Origin of the sequence: Bacillus sp. SG20033, from assembly GCF_044570195.1 — a bacterium.
Taxonomy (GTDB): Bacteria; Bacillota; Bacilli; order Bacillales; family Bacillaceae; genus Bacillus; species Bacillus subtilis.
The window spans coordinates 1,596,078-1,614,020 of sequence record NZ_CP172606.1; the positions used below are offsets into that span (position 1 = coordinate 1,596,078).

At 41.6% G+C, this 17,943-nt stretch carries 20 protein-coding genes; 13 read left to right on the forward strand and 7 right to left on the reverse strand.

From position 1 onward, the window contains the following. Positions 1-169 precede the first annotated feature (169 nt). The 4 genes from pdhA to lpdA all read left to right on the forward strand — a co-directional run bounded on the left by pdhA (position 170) and on the right by lpdA (position 5,125). A complete protein-coding gene (gene pdhA, locus ACFVP7_RS08520; RefSeq protein ID WP_003222294.1) occupies positions 170-1,285 on the forward strand; it encodes a pyruvate dehydrogenase (acetyl-transferring) E1 component subunit alpha in 1,116 nt (371 codons plus the stop codon). A gap of 3 nt (positions 1,286-1,288) precedes the next feature. Beyond that, positions 1,289-2,266, forward strand: a complete 978-nt coding sequence (pdhB, locus tag ACFVP7_RS08525; RefSeq protein ID WP_014113660.1) for a pyruvate dehydrogenase complex E1 component subunit beta — start codon at positions 1,289-1,291, stop codon at positions 2,264-2,266. A 113-nt stretch (positions 2,267-2,379) separates the two neighbouring features. Further along, positions 2,380-3,708 carry a pyruvate dehydrogenase complex dihydrolipoyllysine-residue acetyltransferase gene (pdhC, locus tag ACFVP7_RS08530; protein ID WP_003232311.1) on the forward strand — a complete coding sequence of 443 codons (1,329 nt, stop codon included), beginning with the start codon at positions 2,380-2,382 and terminating at the stop codon, positions 3,706-3,708. Between the two features lie 4 nt (positions 3,709-3,712). Further along, positions 3,713-5,125, forward strand: a complete 1,413-nt coding sequence (gene lpdA, locus ACFVP7_RS08535; RefSeq protein ID WP_003232309.1) for a dihydrolipoyl dehydrogenase — start codon at positions 3,713-3,715, stop codon at positions 5,123-5,125. Positions 5,126-5,169: 44 nt separating this feature from the next. Here the strand turns inward: lpdA and slp are convergent, their stop codons facing one another. Then, positions 5,170-5,544: a peptidoglycan-associated lipoprotein Slp gene (gene slp / locus ACFVP7_RS08540; RefSeq protein WP_003245672.1), complete on the reverse strand. Its 375-nt coding sequence runs from the start codon at positions 5,542-5,544 to the stop codon at positions 5,170-5,172. Positions 5,545-5,962: 418 nt separating this feature from the next. Between slp and ACFVP7_RS08545 the strand changes: the two genes are divergently transcribed. After that, the gene (locus ACFVP7_RS08545) at positions 5,963-6,082 is read left to right on the forward strand and encodes a GapA-binding peptide SR1P (RefSeq protein WP_015383564.1); all 120 of its coding nucleotides are present in this window, start codon (positions 5,963-5,965) and stop codon (positions 6,080-6,082) included. Between the two features lie 38 nt (positions 6,083-6,120). Here ACFVP7_RS08545 and speA read toward each other — a convergent pair whose 3' ends face one another. Further along, positions 6,121-7,593, reverse strand: coding sequence for an arginine decarboxylase (gene speA, locus ACFVP7_RS08550; RefSeq protein ID WP_124059819.1), 1,473 nt, complete (start codon positions 7,591-7,593; stop codon positions 6,121-6,123). A 184-nt stretch (positions 7,594-7,777) separates the two neighbouring features. Here speA and ACFVP7_RS08555 point away from each other — a divergent pair, with 184 nt between their 5' ends. After that, positions 7,778-8,044 (forward strand): UPF0223 family protein, encoded by a 267-nt coding sequence (locus ACFVP7_RS08555; protein WP_003245382.1) that lies wholly within the window; start codon positions 7,778-7,780, stop codon positions 8,042-8,044. 32 nt (positions 8,045-8,076) lie between these two features. Here ACFVP7_RS08555 and ACFVP7_RS08560 read toward each other — a convergent pair whose 3' ends face one another. Then, positions 8,077-8,715, reverse strand: coding sequence for a YktB family protein (locus tag ACFVP7_RS08560; RefSeq protein WP_396583153.1), 639 nt, complete (start codon positions 8,713-8,715; stop codon positions 8,077-8,079). A 239-nt stretch (positions 8,716-8,954) separates the two neighbouring features. Here ACFVP7_RS08560 and ACFVP7_RS08565 point away from each other — a divergent pair, with 239 nt between their 5' ends. The 3 genes from ACFVP7_RS08565 (at position 8,955) to ACFVP7_RS08575 (ending at position 10,534) form a co-directional block, all read left to right on the forward strand. Next, positions 8,955-9,143 carry a hypothetical protein gene (locus ACFVP7_RS08565; protein WP_009967148.1) on the forward strand — a complete coding sequence of 63 codons (189 nt, stop codon included), beginning with the start codon at positions 8,955-8,957 and terminating at the stop codon, positions 9,141-9,143. A gap of 139 nt (positions 9,144-9,282) precedes the next feature. Next, entirely contained in the window at positions 9,283-10,080 is a 798-nt protein-coding gene (gene suhB, locus ACFVP7_RS08570) for an inositol-1-monophosphatase (protein WP_086343803.1), read from the forward strand. A gap of 25 nt (positions 10,081-10,105) precedes the next feature. Beyond that, complete coding sequence (locus ACFVP7_RS08575) at positions 10,106-10,534, forward strand: GNAT family N-acetyltransferase (protein WP_153255999.1); 429 nt, start codon at positions 10,106-10,108, stop codon at positions 10,532-10,534. A gap of 77 nt (positions 10,535-10,611) precedes the next feature. Here ACFVP7_RS08575 and ACFVP7_RS08580 read toward each other — a convergent pair whose 3' ends face one another. Both ACFVP7_RS08580 and nprE read right to left on the reverse strand, forming a co-directional pair. Then, the gene (locus tag ACFVP7_RS08580; protein ID WP_153256000.1) at positions 10,612-11,526 is read right to left on the reverse strand and encodes a class I SAM-dependent methyltransferase; all 915 of its coding nucleotides are present in this window, start codon (positions 11,524-11,526) and stop codon (positions 10,612-10,614) included. 350 nt (positions 11,527-11,876) lie between these two features. Further along, positions 11,877-13,442, reverse strand: coding sequence for a neutral metalloprotease NprE (nprE, locus tag ACFVP7_RS08585; RefSeq protein ID WP_396583154.1), 1,566 nt, complete (start codon positions 13,440-13,442; stop codon positions 11,877-11,879). Positions 13,443-13,726: 284 nt separating this feature from the next. Here nprE and ACFVP7_RS08590 point away from each other — a divergent pair, with 284 nt between their 5' ends. The 4 genes from ACFVP7_RS08590 to sigQ are packed head-to-tail and all read left to right on the forward strand — an operon-like array spanning position 13,727 to position 16,737. After that, positions 13,727-15,667: a hypothetical protein gene (locus tag ACFVP7_RS08590; protein WP_396583155.1), complete on the forward strand. Its 1,941-nt coding sequence runs from the start codon at positions 13,727-13,729 to the stop codon at positions 15,665-15,667. Continuing rightward, on the forward strand, positions 15,657-15,926 hold the full coding sequence (locus ACFVP7_RS08595) for a hypothetical protein (RefSeq protein ID WP_003232287.1): 270 nt from the start codon (positions 15,657-15,659) through the stop codon (positions 15,924-15,926). Before ACFVP7_RS08590 ends, ACFVP7_RS08595 begins: the two co-directional genes overlap by 11 nt. After that, positions 15,926-16,447: an RNA polymerase sigma factor YlaC gene (ylaC, locus tag ACFVP7_RS08600; RefSeq protein ID WP_032725760.1), complete on the forward strand. Its 522-nt coding sequence runs from the start codon at positions 15,926-15,928 to the stop codon at positions 16,445-16,447. The genes ACFVP7_RS08595 and ylaC overlap by 1 nt, the downstream gene beginning before the upstream one ends. Next, positions 16,444-16,737, forward strand: a complete 294-nt coding sequence (gene sigQ, locus ACFVP7_RS08605) for an anti-SigP sigma factor SigQ (protein ID WP_003232283.1) — start codon at positions 16,444-16,446, stop codon at positions 16,735-16,737. Before ylaC ends, sigQ begins: the two co-directional genes overlap by 4 nt. Positions 16,738-16,776: 39 nt before the next feature. On the opposite strand, the gene ACFVP7_RS08610 is transcribed toward sigQ, so the two are convergent. Both ACFVP7_RS08610 and ACFVP7_RS08615 read right to left on the reverse strand, forming a co-directional pair. Continuing rightward, positions 16,777-17,388, reverse strand: a complete 612-nt coding sequence (locus tag ACFVP7_RS08610) for a hypothetical protein (RefSeq protein WP_021479358.1) — start codon at positions 17,386-17,388, stop codon at positions 16,777-16,779. A gap of 271 nt (positions 17,389-17,659) precedes the next feature. Further along, complete coding sequence (locus tag ACFVP7_RS08615; protein WP_003245500.1) at positions 17,660-17,848, reverse strand: YlaF family protein; 189 nt, start codon at positions 17,846-17,848, stop codon at positions 17,660-17,662. Positions 17,849-17,943 lie beyond the last annotated feature (95 nt).

Sequence of the window (17,943 nt, forward strand, 5' to 3'; positions counted from 1 at the left end):
ACAGTTCAAAGCAGAGTGTAACTATCCTACATAAAAGGTTTTGGCAAACTGGGGATCGGCTAAAATATAATACGACTTACTGCTGATACTTTAGGGTACCCTAAGTTTGTATGTATAAAAGGAATGCACGTCTAATGACTGTTTAAAAGAAAGGAAGAGGTGACTTAGTATGGCTGCAAAAACGAAAAAAGCTATCGTTGACAGTAAGAAGCAATTTGATGCCATTAAAAAGCAGTTCGAAACGTTCCAAATTTTAAATGAAAAGGGAGAAGTCGTGAATGAAGCGGCGATGCCTGATTTAACTGATGATCAATTAAAAGAGCTAATGCGCCGCATGGTATTTACGCGTGTGCTTGACCAACGCTCTATCTCATTAAACCGTCAAGGACGTCTCGGATTTTACGCTCCTACTGCGGGTCAAGAAGCTTCTCAGATTGCAACGCATTTCGCGCTTGAAAAAGAAGACTTTGTTCTTCCTGGATACCGTGATGTGCCTCAGTTAATTTGGCACGGCCTTCCATTATATCAAGCGTTTCTTTTCTCTCGCGGACATTTCAGAGGAAACCAAATGCCTGATGATGTGAATGCCCTTTCTCCACAAATCATTATCGGTGCTCAATACATTCAAACTGCCGGTGTTGCGCTAGGTCTTAAAAAACGCGGTAAGAAAGCTGTCGCAATCACTTACACTGGTGACGGCGGAGCTTCTCAAGGGGACTTCTACGAAGGAATTAACTTTGCCGGAGCTTATAAAGCACCTGCAATCTTCGTGGTGCAAAACAACCGTTACGCGATTTCAACTCCTGTTGAAAAACAATCTGCAGCTGAAACAATTGCACAAAAAGCTGTAGCTGCCGGTATTGTCGGCGTACAAGTAGACGGAATGGATCCGCTTGCTGTATACGCAGCAACTGCTGAAGCACGCGAGCGCGCAATCAACGGCGAAGGTCCAACACTAATTGAAACACTTACATTCCGTTATGGCCCGCACACAATGGCTGGTGACGATCCTACTAAATATCGTACAAAAGAAATCGAAAATGAGTGGGAACAAAAAGATCCGCTTGTACGTTTCCGTGCGTTCCTTGAAAACAAAGGCTTATGGTCTGAAGAAGAAGAAGCAAAAGTGATTGAGGATGCGAAAGAAGAAATTAAGCAAGCGATCAAAAAAGCTGATGCTGAACCGAAGCAAAAAGTAACTGATTTAATGAAAATAATGTACGAAAAAATGCCTCACAACCTTGAGGAGCAATTTGAAATTTATACACAGAAGGAGTCGAAGTAAGCCATGGCGCAAATGACAATGATTCAAGCAATCACGGATGCGTTACGCACAGAACTGAAAAATGACGAAAATGTCTTAGTTTTCGGAGAAGACGTTGGTGTAAACGGCGGCGTATTCCGTGCGACAGAAGGATTGCAAAAAGAATTCGGTGAAGACCGTGTGTTTGACACGCCACTTGCTGAATCTGGTATCGGCGGTCTTGCCCTTGGTTTAGGCTTAAACGGCTTCCGTCCGGTAATGGAAATCCAATTCTTCGGATTTGTTTATGAAGTAATGGATTCAGTTTCTGGCCAAATGGCTCGTATGCGCTACCGTTCTGGCGGACGCTGGACTTCACCTGTAACAATTCGTTCTCCATTCGGCGGCGGTGTTCATACTCCTGAACTTCACGCTGACAGCTTGGAAGGTCTTGTTGCACAACAGCCTGGTATCAAAGTTGTTATTCCATCAACTCCTTACGATGCCAAAGGACTTTTAATTTCTGCGATCAGAGACAATGATCCTGTTGTCTTCTTAGAGCATATGAAGCTTTACCGTTCTTTCCGTCAGGAAGTTCCTGAAGAAGAATACACAATTGAGCTTGGAAAAGCTGACGTGAAACGTGAAGGTACTGATCTTTCAATCATCACTTACGGCGCAATGGTTCATGAATCATTAAAAGCTGCTGAGGAGCTTGAAAAAGACGGCATTTCTGCTGAAGTTGTCGACCTTCGTACAGTAAGCCCACTTGATATCGATACAATTATCGCTTCTGTAGAAAAAACAGGACGCGCGATTGTCGTTCAAGAGGCACAAAAACAAGCCGGTATTGCTGCAAACGTAGTTGCAGAAATTAATGACCGTGCGATCCTGAGCTTGGAAGCACCTGTACTTCGCGTTGCAGCGCCAGATACAGTATTTCCTTTCTCTCAAGCGGAGAGCGTATGGCTTCCAAACCATAAAGACGTTCTTGAAACAGCAAGAAAAGTGCTTGAATTTTAATCAAACTGCATAATCGAGAGGGAAGATGAACTTTTCCCTCTATTATATATCTGTTTTCAATGCTTACGATGTAAACTTTAAAATTGCTTAATCAAACTAGGAGGTCGAGAACTGTGGCATTTGAATTTAAACTTCCAGATATCGGGGAAGGTATCCACGAAGGCGAAATCGTAAAATGGTTTGTCAAGCCTAACGACGAGGTAGACGAAGATGATGTACTGGCTGAAGTCCAAAATGATAAAGCAGTAGTAGAAATTCCTTCACCTGTTAAAGGAAAAGTATTAGAATTAAAAGTTGAAGAGGGAACGGTTGCAACTGTTGGACAAACGATTATTACGTTTGATGCACCTGGTTACGAAGATCTTCAATTTAAAGGCAGCGACGAGTCTGACGATGCGAAAACTGAAGCACAAGTTCAGTCAACTGCAGAAGCTGGACAAGACGTTGCGAAAGAAGAGCAAGCTCAAGAGCCTGCAAAAGCTACTGGCGCAGGACAGCAGGATCAAGCTGAAGTTGACCCGAACAAACGCGTGATCGCTATGCCTTCCGTACGTAAATATGCACGTGAAAAAGGCGTAGACATCCGTAAGGTTACTGGTTCAGGCAACAACGGACGTGTTGTAAAAGAAGATATCGACAGCTTTGTAAACGGAGGAGCGCAAGAAGCTGCACCGCAAGAAACAGCTGCACCACAAGAAACAGCTGCTAAACCGGCTGCTGCACCAGCTCCAGAGGGCGAATTCCCAGAAACACGCGAAAAAATGAGCGGTATCCGTAAAGCAATTGCAAAAGCGATGGTTAACTCTAAACACACTGCTCCTCACGTAACGTTAATGGACGAAGTGGACGTAACAAACCTTGTTGCACATCGTAAACAGTTCAAACAAGTTGCTGCTGATCAAGGAATCAAGCTGACTTACTTGCCTTACGTTGTAAAAGCTCTTACATCTGCACTGAAAAAATTCCCTGTTTTAAACACGTCAATTGACGATAAAACAGATGAAGTCATCCAAAAACATTACTTCAACATCGGTATCGCTGCTGACACTGAAAAAGGCTTGCTTGTACCGGTTGTGAAAAATGCAGATCGTAAATCTGTCTTTGAAATTTCTGATGAAATCAATGGCCTTGCAACAAAAGCTCGTGAAGGCAAGCTTGCTCCAGCTGAAATGAAAGGCGCATCTTGCACAATTACAAACATCGGTTCTGCCGGCGGACAATGGTTCACTCCGGTTATCAACCATCCAGAAGTTGCGATTCTTGGTATCGGACGCATTGCAGAAAAAGCGATTGTTCGTGATGGCGAAATCGTAGCAGCTCCAGTCTTAGCTCTTTCTCTCAGCTTCGACCACCGTATGATCGACGGAGCAACTGCGCAAAATGCATTAAATCACATCAAGCGTTTACTGAACGATCCACAATTAATTTTAATGGAGGCGTAATGTTATGGTAGTAGGAGATTTCCCTATTGAAACAGATACTCTTGTAATTGGTGCGGGACCTGGCGGCTATGTAGCTGCCATCCGCGCTGCACAGCTTGGACAAAAAGTAACAGTCGTTGAAAAAGCAACTCTTGGAGGCGTTTGTCTGAACGTTGGATGTATCCCTTCAAAAGCGCTGATCAATGCAGGTCACCGTTATGAGAATGCAAAACATTCTGATGACATGGGAATCACTGCTGAGAATGTAACAGTTGATTTCACAAAAGTTCAAGAATGGAAAGCTTCTGTTGTCAACAAGCTTACTGGCGGTGTAGCAGGTCTTCTTAAAGGCAACAAAGTAGATGTTGTAAAAGGTGAAGCTTACTTTGTAGACAGCAATTCAGTTCGTGTGATGGATGAGAACTCTGCTCAAACATACACGTTCAAAAACGCAATCATTGCTACTGGATCTCGTCCTATCGAATTGCCAAACTTCAAATATAGTGAGCGTGTGCTGAATTCAACTGGCGCTTTGGCTCTTAAAGAAATTCCTAAAAAGCTCGTTGTTATCGGCGGCGGATACATCGGAACTGAACTTGGAACTGCGTATGCTAACTTCGGAACTGAACTTGTTATTCTTGAAGGCGGAGATGAAATTCTTCCTGGCTTCGAAAAACAAATGAGTTCTCTCGTTACACGCAGACTGAAGAAAAAAGGCAACGTTGAAATCCATACAAACGCGATGGCTAAAGGCGTTGAAGAAAGACCAGACGGCGTAACAGTTACTTTCGAAGTAAAAGGCGAAGAAAAAACTGTTGATGCTGATTACGTATTGATTACAGTAGGACGCCGTCCAAACACTGATGAGCTTGGTCTTGAGCAAGTCGGTATCGAAATGACGGACCGCGGTATCGTGAAAACTGACAAACAGTGCCGCACAAACGTACCTAACATTTATGCAATCGGTGATATCATCGAAGGACCGCCGCTTGCTCATAAAGCATCTTACGAAGGTAAAATCGCAGCAGAAGCTATCGCTGGAGAGCCTGCAGAAATCGATTACCTTGGTATTCCTGCGGTTGTTTTCTCTGAGCCTGAACTTGCATCAGTTGGTTACACTGAAGCACAGGCGAAAGAAGAAGGTCTTGACATTGTTGCTGCTAAATTCCCATTTGCAGCAAACGGCCGCGCGCTTTCTCTTAACGAAACAGACGGCTTCATGAAGCTGATCACTCGTAAAGAGGACGGTCTTGTGATCGGTGCACAAATCGCCGGAGCAAGTGCTTCTGATATGATTTCTGAATTAAGCTTAGCGATTGAAGGCGGCATGACTGCTGAAGATATCGCGATGACAATTCACGCTCACCCAACATTGGGCGAAATCACAATGGAAGCTGCTGAAGTGGCAATCGGAAGTCCGATTCACATCGTAAAATAATTTTCATATCAAAAACAGCCCTCGCTCAAAGCGGGGCTGTTTTTTTATTTTGACAGCACATGCTGTAATGGTTTAATGATGTCTTCTTTCTTTTTCACACATCCCTCGATTTTCACCACGACATGGCGCTGATCAACAACCATAAGGGTAGGGACAGTTTCAATCTCATCTTCCCAGCCTTCTTTTTTATCATAGACCTTCATTTTATCTATTTGCTCGGGATAATCTTTTTCTAAATCAAGCAGTGCATCGTAATAAGGCGCTTCCTGGTCTATTTGGTTCTCATCAGAAAAAAACAGGATTTGTGTATGATGAATGTTGTCAATCCGGCTTTTTTTCATCGGATTGATGGTGGAAAGCGTACAGCCCGATAAAGCAAATACTATTATCAGCATGGGGAATACCGCGCGATATCGCATCTATCTTCTCCTCTGTATAAACAGTAGTTAACTAGCTTTAGTTTATCACGAGAGGCGGCTTAATCTGCTTCTTGTTACCTAATTGTTATATAATTGAAACCGTTTTTAAAGTGAGATTACATATTATATCAATCGTTTAAAATAGCAACCTGGAGTATATTGAATTTTTTGCTGCATTCTTGGATGAAAGTTCAAGAAAACGTGAAATTACATTATGTGCTGTGGCATATATATCGAGTAAAGCTTCTGTATGAAGAAGATATTGTATGATGGAAAATGGAAAAGCACGGTCTATATGATGATATAAAATTAAATGTGTTATACAGTTTATTGTTGACATTTTAAATGTGACATATTAATATAATAACAACAAAAGAAATTAAGCGTTTTCAAATTTCAAAGAAATGGGGAATAAGAGATGGGCACGATTGTTTGCCAAGATTGCAACGAAGCCATTCATTACTTTGAAGATGAGAAAGTGACAACATTATACGGAACATGCTGCGGACAATGTCAATGTCCTGTTGAGGAAGAGTAAAAAAAGCATGCGGCTTTAAGCCGCATGCTTTTTATTTTTTATTGAATTGCTTTTTGTTCTTTGATGACCCGGATCATATGTAAAGTCGAGTCCTCAGGTCCTTGAACAGGGAGGCCTGCGTCAAGGTTTTTAAAAATGTAGCTGATGTTTTCTTCTGTAATAATTTCTCCTGGAATGAAGATTGGAATACCAGGCGGATATACCATGACAAATTCAGCAATAATCCGTCCGGATGCTTCTTTTAATGGGATGACTTCCGTATTTGCATAAAAAGCATCACGCGGAGTCATTGCCAATAAAGGTATTTCTGGAAGCAGAACCTCAGTTTGCTGATGTGTTACATCTTGTTCTGACATTTGCTGTGCGATCTCAGTTAAAGCCTCTACAAGCCGGTCTGCATCATTTTGGCTGTCACCAGGAGTGAAAATACACAAAATATTGTACAGATCAGAAAGCTCAACCTCAATATTAAAGGATTCACGAAGCCATTTTTCCACGTCATGTCCTGTCAGGCCAAGACTTTTCACAGAGATAATCAATTTTGTCGGATCATAGCTGTAAGCTGCTTTCGACCCAAGAATCTCAGAACCGACACAATAAATGCCTTCAATCTGATTGAGGCGATCTCTCGTCTGATTGGCAAGCTTGAGTGTTTCCTCAGCAAGCTGGCGGCCTTCTGTTGCAAGGCGTTTTCTGGCAACATCCAAAGAAGCGAGAAGCAAGTAAGAAGTTGACGTAGTTGTCAGCATGCTCAGGATGGATTGCACTCTGTCTTTAGATACAAGGCCTTCTCTCATGTTTAAAATCGAACTTTGCGTGAGTGATCCGCCCAGTTTGTGGACACTTGTCGCTGCTATGTCTGCTCCTGCCTGCATAGCCGATAGCGGCAATTCGTCGTGAAAATGAATGTGAACGCCGTGTGCTTCATCCACAAGCACTGGCACATCAAACGAATGAGCGAGTTCTACGATGCTTTTTAAGTCGGCTGCAACACCGAAATATGTCGGGTTGATGACGAGAAGCCCTTTTGCATCCGGATGTTCGGTAAGCGCCCGTTTAGCAGATTCAAGTGTAATGCCGTGGGAGATGCCCAATTCATTGTCAATTTCAGGATGAATAAAAATTGGAATCGCTCCGGAAAATACAATAGCTGTCATAATTGATTTATGAACATTTCTTGGAATAATAATTTTATCGCCAGGTCCGCAAACAGCCATTACCATTGTCATAATGGCGCCGCTTGTTCCTTGAACAGAAAAAAATGTATGATCCGCTCCAAATGCTTCAGCAGCCAGGTCTTGTGCTTGTTTAATAATGCCTTTTGGCGCGTGCAGATCGTCTAATGGTTCAATATTAATCAAATCTATGCTTAACGCGTTTTCACCGATAAATTGTCTGAATTCTGGGTCCATTCCTGCCCCTTTTTTATGGCCGGGAATGTGGAATTGAACAGGCTGTCTGCTTGCATGCTTTTTCAGTCCTGTGTATAAGGGTGTTTCATGTTGCGACAATTGTTTTCCCACCTTTGTAATCATACCTATGCATAATAGTGTGTATTAAAATCAGTTTCTCAACCGTTTTTTAGACGTAAAACAAATGAATTATATTATGAACTTGAAAGAATGTAAAGAACAATTTATGATCAAATGAAGATGCTTTCTCTTAAGGGAAGTAAATCTACAAGGAGTGAAGAAAATGGAGTATCAATATCCGATGAATGAAGATTGGACAACCGAAGAAGCAGTGGATGTGATTGCATTTTTCCAGCAGGTTGAGCTTGCATATGAAAAAGGAGCGGATCGTGAAGAACTGCTTAAAGCTTACCGCCGTTTCAAGGAAATTGTACCGGGGAAGGCCGAAGAAAAAAAGCTATGCGGCGAGTTTGAGGAACAAAGTACATATTCTCCTTATCGCACGGTCAAACAGGCGAGAGAATCTGATCACGCGAAGATTAAAATGTAAGAAAAAGAGCCGGGGGATATCCCGGCTCTTTTTTATGCTTGTGATACTTTTTGGGTGAGACGGTACAGAAAAGCAAGCTGCTTAAAGGCATCGTCGATACGCTGAAGGAATTCCTGGTTATTCATATTCAGCACTTCTTCTTTTTGGAGCTGGATGCCGCATAACAGCTCAGCTTTCTTTACAGTCTGCAAACGCTCAAACAGTGTCTTCAGCTGCTCCTTGTCCATTTCAGACTGTTTATGTACGCCCGGTTTTGTGTGGTCTGCAGACCAAACGAAGCTGTCAGGGATATTTTTCGTAATGGTTTCTTGGTTCACTCCAAGCAATTTGCCGTATTCTTCTTTGATAGGGGATTCATAAATAATCGCGAACCACACAAAGACGTGGCTTTCCCATAAACCAATTTGGAAATGCGGCAGTTTTTTATAGCCTCTTTTGCTGTTTGCGAACGCCACCCAGCTGTCAGCCGGGGGATTGACGGATCTTCTTGCGTGCTTTGCCACATGCGGAAACATTTCATCTCCGGTTAAAGCTGATAAAGTTGGGGCAAAATGTTCGCCTAGAGCTGTAAGCTTCGGACGGACCGTCTCTTTTAATACTTCCATGCGCGCGTCTAAGCCTTCTATTGTAAATGTGTTAAAGTCTTCTTCAGTGAAACGCATTTGTGTCATGATTTTCCTCCTTCATGCTAAGTATACATATTTTATCACAGTTCATACGAGCTTCAAAAAGATTGAGCGCGTTTGAAGTAAGGGGAAATGTGGTAATAAACGAGTAGGTAAACACACAATTTTCAGAATCATGTTGCGCGTAAATAGAACAATCATACGATATAAGAAGTAATCATTGTTGAATGGCAAAATGGGATGCTTTTTTACAAACAAATGATCTCTGGAAGGGGCGAAAGACAATGAGGCAAGTTGTAAAAGAGGGATTTAAGGAAGAGAAAAACAATCGTGTTGCTGTCTGGAGACTAGAGGTTGATTATGAATTGGCAACCCTATATGAAGCAATGCAGAAAGAAAATGAAGAGCAGATTGAACAAAGCAAAAACAAACTTGAGCGACTTAGAAAAGAATGGATTCGTCTTAACGGGTAAAAAAGCGATAGTGAAAACGAACCGCATGAATGGTTCGTTTTTACGTGAGAAGGGATATTTTTCATTTTCCTTGCTTTTTCATTGCCGTTATCAGTATCCTATAAAATAAAAGGTCTACATAGAAGAGAGGTACGAACGAATGACAAATTGGACGGAAATTGATGAGATTGCAAAGAAATGGATAAGAGAAGCAGGCGCGAGAATTAAACAATCCATGCATGAAAGCCTGACAATTGAAACGAAATCAAATCCGAATGATTTAGTCACCAATATTGACAAAGAAACCGAAAAGTTTTTCATTGATCGAATTCAAGAAACATTTCCGGGACATCGGATACTCGGTGAAGAGGGGCAAGGAGACAAAATCCACTCACTTGAGGGAGTCGTATGGATTATTGATCCGATTGATGGGACGATGAATTTTGTGCACCAGCAAAGAAATTTTGCGATTTCCATTGGGATTTTTGAAAACGGTGAAGGGAAAATCGGTTTAATTTATGATGTGGTGCACGATGAGCTGTATCACGCATTTAGCGGCAGAGGAGCTTATATGAATGAAACGAAGCTGGCTCCATTAAAAGAAACCGTCATTGAAGAAGCGATTCTTGCCATTAATGCAACATGGGTAACGGAAAATAGAAGAATTGATCAAAGTGTGTTAGCGCCACTTGTGAAAAGAGTCAGAGGCACACGCTCCTACGGGTCTGCCGCTTTAGAGCTGGCAAATGTCGCGGCAGGAAGAATAGATGCTTACATCACGATGCGGCTTGCGCCATGGGACTACGCAGCCGGCTGTGTGCTGTTAAATGAAGTAGGAGGCACCTATACGACCATTGAAGGAGAGCCGTTTACCTTTTTAGAAAACCACAGTGTGCTAGCCGGAAACCCATCTATACATAAAACGATATTTGAAGAGTATCTTCATGCTCGGAAGTAGGCCATTTGAGCAGGATGATCTCAGCTTGTTAGAAAAGCTCGCGGAGGCTCATCCTGTATGGAAAGAGGAGGAGTTTGGAGATAAAGATGCAGAAGACTATATCATTTCCTACTCCATGTACAACGGTTCATGGCTTGTATGGGAAAAAGACGGTATGCCTGTTGCCGTCAGCTACCATCTCGAGTGGTCTCCTTCAAACGGTAAGCCGTGGCTCGGAACGGTCCTGATTGACCCGGCTGAAGAAAAAAAGGGACATGCGAAGATGATCATTGAACAGATCAGCAAATTGCTTAGAGCCAAACACAAAGCGATGTTTGCGGGAGTTCCCATTGAGCGCAGTGAATGGATACTGTTTTTAAGCCAATGCGGCTTTGAACAGCTGAAAACGGAAAAAGATGAGAAAGGCAAATCATTTATGATCCTGGTGAAGCCTTTAGCAGAAGCTGCCATATGATAATGGCAGCTTATTTGCTGCATGCGGGTTCAATAAAAAGCCTCTCAAACATTGAGAGGCTTCTGATGATTTGAAAATTATTTTTTTACCGCATGAATATAATGAATCGTTTCAAACGCTGACAAATTGTCTTTTCTATTACTAAAGAAAAGGTCATTGATGTCGTCTGGTGATAGATGTTCATAGATCAGTAAACCAGATGACTCTAACAGATGTTCAATCTCTTGATAAGTGAAACATGATTTCATCGGTTCCCCGCTTGCGGCAGCCATCTTCACCATATGTTCAACTCGATTCGACGTCCCTTTTGCTGTAAAAAGTGTTTCGTCCGCATAATCAAAAACAATAGAGCTTCCAGGCGGGACATGAGAAAATAAATTACTGATCAAGCTTGCATTTTCTTCCTGTGTTACATAATAAGACACTCCGAGAAGGCTGAAGAATGTTTTTGTGTTCTTAAATCCTTCATCTAAAAGAGGATCATACGAAAACGTTTTGGTGAAATCCATAGGAACAAAATGAAGATGACCCGGAATTGTCAGATTTGCATCCTTCAGCTTATTTTTTTTGAATTGCTGTGTAGCCGGATGGTCAACCTCGAAAACCTGTAAGCTGTTTTCTAATTCTGGATGCCGAAAGCAGAAAGTATCCAGCCCCGCTCCAAGAATGACATACTGTTTTGCTCCCAGCATTAATTCGTTGTGCAAGACTTTTTCACAATAAGAAGCACGTGCTAGGGGCGTGGGAGACAGCTGGATTTGTGCAACCCATTTTAATATTTTTTCAGGATCATTTTGAAGATGTTCGGCGATCTCTTTGTTGAAAAACGATATTCCTTGAATCATATTTTTACTGATGTCGATAAACTCTTTTTCGTTAATGAGATCTTTTGCGATAAAATCATCAAAAATAAGAGGTGTGTCATATTGGCTGTGATAAGCACGGGCAAAAGCTGAAATCAAAGACGTTAAGCTGGACTTATTTTTCCTCATGAAATGATCCTCCACAAAAAATAAGATTCCCCTGGCCAGGAGAATCTTATTATACATACAAATATATTAATAGTAAATTTTAGCATAAATAATTTTTTTTGTCAATGTTTTTGCTCATAACTGGACGCGCGATCCTTCACATAGCCACGTGACCTGTAGCAGAATTCGTCTATCAATTATGTGGACTGAATCATTAGCTTTTATAAAATGCGCACTTGCGGCTTCATCCCTCTTTTTGCAAATCAGAAGCGGTTGCTGTCTCATGACAGCATCTTTTCGTTGTTTCTGCTGAAGAGAGAAATCAAGATATGTAACAAAAAAGCCTGAGGGATCTCAGGCTTTTCCTAATATTACAATCCAACAGCATTCCAGGCTGCTTCAACTTTAGCGGCATCAGTTGAGCCGTAGAGGTCACGGGCAGACTGGATGAGAGCTACCTTGGCATCTTTGAACGTGGAAGAAGGCGTGAGGTACGTTGTTAACGCACGGTAATAGATTTGCTGTGATTTAGATACACCAAGTTTTGTGATGGTGTTGTAAGCGGCTTTGTTTGGAATTCCGCTGTTTGTGTGTACACCGCCATAATCGCCTTCATCTGTGTTTGGAAGGTTTCTGTAATTGGCGTAATTGTCAGGCTGGTTGTATTTTGTAGGGTTGGACAGGCTGCGAAGAGCAGGCTGGCTGACCGTAATGTCTTCACCGATGTCCCAGTCTTCTGTATCGTTAAAATACCCGAATACGTCAGAGAAAGACTCGTTTAATGCACCTGGCTGATTTTCATAAATCAAGTTGGCTGTTTCTTGGGTGACGCCATGTGTCATTTCATGCGCTGTCACATCTAATGAGCCGGAAAGCGGAGAGAAGAATGAACCGTCGCCATCACCGTAAATCATCTGGTCTCCTGTCCATGCAGCGTTATTGTATTGAGTGCCGTAGTGAACGGAAGAAACGATTTTACTGCCTTTGTTATCATAGCTGTTTCGTTTAAAGTTTGAATAAAAATAATCGTACACTTTACCGAGGTTATAGTGTGCGTCAACGGCTGCCCGCTGTGATGAAGATGTAAATGTTTTCGTTGTGCTTGAGACAAGCGTTCCCGGAAGGCGGCTTTGTCTGTTTTGCAAGTCATATGTGATGATTTGGGTGCCAGTTGGTTTTGAAAGATCTCTTAGAACATATTTTCCGCCTTCATAAGAGATGTTCAATGGAACAGTTGCGCCCTTTAGAGTTGTTCCGCTTCCAGTGGCGGCGGCATGTTCTACTTTATTTTGCTGTTTTAAAATGCTGCCTGTTTCGGCGTCAACTAAGACTTCCCAGTTTGCAGGTTCAGGCTCGACATAGCGAATCGTCACGTCGTAAGCAAGACGATAGCTGCCGTCCTTTGTTTCTATCGCTTTCAATTCGGCTTTATTGCTGTTTTTGGCCGCTCCGTTAGAAACAGCGTCTGGTGATTTGCCGATAGCTTTGAAAGCGAGTGCCAGAGCTTTTTCAGAAGAGACTTTTTGGCTGTTATCTGTTTTTGCAGCAGATTGATTGTGTAATTCACCATTGACCGCATAGACATTATCGGATTTATCGACGTGAACGATCACTTGCGAATCTTTAATTGGCACTCCGTTAACGACAGGCGCATATCGAAAGTGCTTGTATCCAAGGGCATCAGTCGTGCTTTCAACAAGCTTCAGCCTTTTGGAAGGGTCACCTTTAAAAATGTTGCTGTTCTTTTTCAAAAACTGCTTGACAGCCTTGTCATTTGGTGCAGAGAGTTCTGATTGCGCAATCGCGTTTTTGGAGAGGAAATTTGTTTGATTCTCTTTAAGCTGATGACCTTCAGCAGCCTGAACACCAGGAAGGCTGATTGATAAACTCATAAACGAAGCAGCGACAGCAACAGACAATTTCTTACCTAAACCCACAATAAATCCCCCTTTTTGAAAATACTGAAAACTTTATATTGTTATATTAAACTAGCATTCTGGAATACTCAACAAAAACTAACATAACTAGACAAAATTGATAGTATTGTCCTGTGTTTGTTTTTGTTGAATAATATCAAGATGAGTCAAGTGTCATGTGATGGTTCACTCAAGAGTTATGTTTTTTACATATCAAGGGGAAGATGAGATATTTTTGTTTCATCTTGAAACTTTTTGAAAAGTCCGCTGTCTAACCGAATGAGGCCTTAATAAGAAGTAAAGGATTGTTGTTCGTGTTGGAGTTATTCAGTCATTATGTATTGCATTTCGAACGTTATTTTATATTAAGCAGACAAAGCACCCTGCTGATTCAATGGTCAATTGTTGTTCTGGCGGGCTTATATCTTTTGGTGCATCATCCCAAAATAAACCGGCAGCGCACAATGTTCTTGGCGGGTGTTATATTGCGGATTGTGCTGCTGGCGGGAGTGTCTGTTGAACTTATTCACCAGGTGCAATCAACAAACTTCACCAGCGCTTACTTAAGAGAGGACGGAAAAGAACTGCTGCCGCTGCTGCATTTTTTGTTATACGGATATGTGCTGCTGACGGCTTTTCACTATATGCTGATGCCGCGTGATCATGGCGGAAAGGGTATGTTTTATACGTTCGACCTCGCCGTTGTCAGTTTGCCGATCGTACAAATGATTTTTAGTTTCTTTTCGTATTGGAAGGAATACCCGGATGGGATGGAGCCGATTGCATTCGTGTTTCTGTTTTTCATCATCACTCTTCCCATTGCGTTGAATGTAGTGTTTTTCAAGCTGTATTGGAGAACGGATAAGATCTTACTAGGCTTATTTTATACGCTGATTATCGGACTGCTTGTCTTGCTGCTTGCGCCATATCCCAATCAAATCTCAAAAAATTATGGTGCAGTAATGCCATATACGATTTATTTGACAATGGCGGGATTTTTGATGAGCTATCATCTGTTCCAAAAGTCAGGAAAGGTTTATGTGCGTGTGAATAAGTGGCTGCCGATGGCTGTCATGGTGTTTTTTGTCCTGCTGTTAAATCCGATATATAACATAGGAACGGCTGCTTTCGCTGTATCAAAGCCAGCAAATGTCCATGATTCATTCAATTTTGTCGGGGAGCACATTTCATCAGAAAAAGCGGAACAGATACTAAAGTCATTTTTTCCTACGGATGAAACACTTTATTTGCACGATACAAACATGGATGTGCATTATTTCTACTCATTTGAAAGCAAAGGTTATAAAGCTGAGGTAGATGAAGTATCGCAGCTGATTCGTAATTATGAATACTTACAAAAAGCACATGGGAAAAAGCTAACGAATCAGGAGTACAAGCGAAAGTCCATCGCTTTCCTTGAGCGACACGGACGTGTGTTACATAAGGATCTTATCGAAACAAAGGTATCGAATGAGGACGGCCAGACAGTCGTACGTATATACCTGAAAAATCAACTTCATAAAAAAGATCATGCTGATGATGGCGCGGTATTTTATTGGGAAAAGGAAACCTTAATGGGTTTTAGTGAAGATCCATCGATTTACCAGCTTGACTCTCTATTGCATGTTCATATAACAGAACAAGACATTCAAGACAAAGTGGAACAAATGTTTAGAGCGCTGAACATATTGAAACAGCCTTATCAGATCACTGATATTGAAAGCGACAGCCTGCTCGGAAGCATGGTGAGAGTTGAAACAAAAGATGGAATTGTATTGGAGTTTGATGGAGAATCCGGTAGTTTACACAGTCTCTCGATTCCAATGAAAAAGGAAATTTCACTGACTAACAGCCGGCTGCAGCGGCAGGTATTAACGGTCTTCGATGCTGATGTATCAGAAATGAAGAAAAAAAGCAGTCAGAGTGACATGGTGATGTATACTGATTCTTCTAAAACATATGAGTTTTTTGAAGATCAAGGTCAGCTAAACGTTTATGTATACAGCGATACACCTGATCAGTCATTCCCCTATACGTATCGTAATGGAACATTGGCTTACGAAAAGGTAGCTTCTCTATATCAGGATGTTATTTACAAAAAGCGTATGCGTCCGATTATCGTTCAAAGAGAGGATGAACGGCATTATGCATGGCTGATCATTATTCAGCCGTTTGGTTCAAATCGCCATGATGCCTATGTAGTGGATGGAGAAACACAAGAGGTGAAAAGTCTTTATGAATCATAAAGAAAAAGAATCTGTTTTTGTAGACTTATACGACCTGTATAAAGAAGGAGAGCTAGAGGATGAATCAATGGAATGGATGAAACAGCATGAATCCCTATTTCAAAAGAATGCGGAAGACTTAAAGAGTAAAACTTGTTTAAAGAGAAGTCCTGGTGCTGAAGAAGAAAGCCAAATCAGATATATGAAAGTATACCTGTCTTCCATGTATATCTGTTTCATTTTATTGGCCATTTGGATGACGGTGTGGTTTTACTTTTAATGAAGCATAGGGATTCCATTGAGGACTTGTATCGGCAGTATTATCAAGAAATTTTAAATTATTTATTCAGAAGGACTCATCATCTTGAAACAGCCAAGGACTTAGCGCAGGACACGTTTGTGAAAGCTCTTAACGGTCTGGCTTCGTTTAGGGGGCATTCTTCCATCAGAACATGGCTCTACACCATTGCGCATCATACCTTTATCAATTGGTACCGCAGGGATGTCAAATACCAATTTACTGATATCAGCAAAAATGAAGGGGTAACGCAAACAACTTATGAGCAGCCTGAACAGTATCTGTCACGGACGGTGAAAAGCGAAACACTGCGGCAGGAGCTCCTGAAGTTAAAAGATCAGCATCAATCCGTTTTGATTTTAAGAGAATTCCAAGAGCTTTCTTATGAAGAAATCGCTGAGATATTAGGATGGAGTCTTTCTAAGGTGAAAACCACATTGCACCGGGCTAGATTAGAACTTAAGAAAAACATGACGAAAAGTAGAGAGGAGGAGCGGATATGACCTGCTTTCTAGTAAGAGACCTGCTTCCTCTGTATCTTGAAGGTGATTGTAAAAGAGAAACGGAACACGTTATAGAAGAGCATTTAAAAATGTGCAGCAGCTGCAGAGACATGTATGACACGATGGCTGAGCCATTTGAATTGGAAAGCGAACAGGCCGTTGAGGAGGCTTATCTGCCGGAAGAAGAACTGCGTTTTAAACAGAGGTACTATGGATTACTTATCATGAAAGCTGCCTGCTGGTTTGGAGCGGCGGTTGCCATGATGCTGATCATCAAATTGCTGATATAAAAAAAGCGCTTGTCCGATTCCGGCAAGCGCTTTTTCACATTAAGCCTGGGGATGAATCATATCGTAAATAGCGGCAAGCTGTTCTTGTGACATGGCACTGAAGAGTTTTTCATAAACGTCAGCTTGCAGTGGCGTTGCACCTGCTTGTAGCGCTGCGTCTTTATCATAGCTGTACACATCATCTTGTAGCACAATGGCTGCTTGAAGAATGTGAATCTTGAGAGAAACAGCGGAGAAAAATTGTTCAAGTGCAAGTGCTTCTTTTTCTGTGAAGCCAAGTTCAACTGCTTTTTCTGTATCAAATTTGTAATTTCCATCCTCGAGATACACACATTGTGAAACAATGCTGAAAAATTCTGATGTCGATTCCCAGAGTGTAGCAATTACCTGAGCCTCTTCTTTTGTCATTCCTAACTCGACAGCTTTTTCGCTGTCAAAATAATATACACCGTCTTGTTCGTATATACATTGATTTAATATATCAATGAATGTATTGAGATCTTCGTTAGTGCTCGCCTGATGCTGGAGTTGAACAGCAGTGTTATCAACCAGTGTTTTTGCGCTGGCTGCATCAGGACCGAACGTTAATAGAGCAGCTGATGTCATTGCGGCAGTCGTTAACATAGCTTTTTTTACAAATGTTTTCTTCATGTTTCTTCTCTCCCTTTTATGAATTGTGCTACAAATTCCATTATAGGGAGTAGTTTCCGGTGGAGGAATAGGCGCTATGGTATTTTATGTGTATCGTTGCCGAACTACTTTTTGAAGGCTGCACGTGTGATCGTTAGAACGATTGTCTATGTATGAAGGCTGTTTTGCATCTTCCTGACTAAGAAACAGGGGAGATAAGGCTTAAGAAATGAAAAACACCGCTTTCTTTGCGGTGTTTTTTGATTACAATGTCGCCGGCGGGGCAATGCTTTTAATCAAGCAAGCCTTGTTCGCGCATTTTCTTTTTTAATGTAAATCCGCCGCCCATAACGGCGCAAACAAGTACAATGCTGGCGATAATGCCTGCAGGGCTTTTTTCAGCGATAAAGACGCCGATCAGCATAATGCTGAAAACCGCTGCAAATGCAAATAATAGTAAAAGCCAATTCATTTTTTTCATAAATTCCATCCCCTTTTACGTCTTATATTAAGTTTACAGAAAAACGTGACGCTTTTAAAGAGGATGTGTGATATAATATGAAAGTTATCTAATTT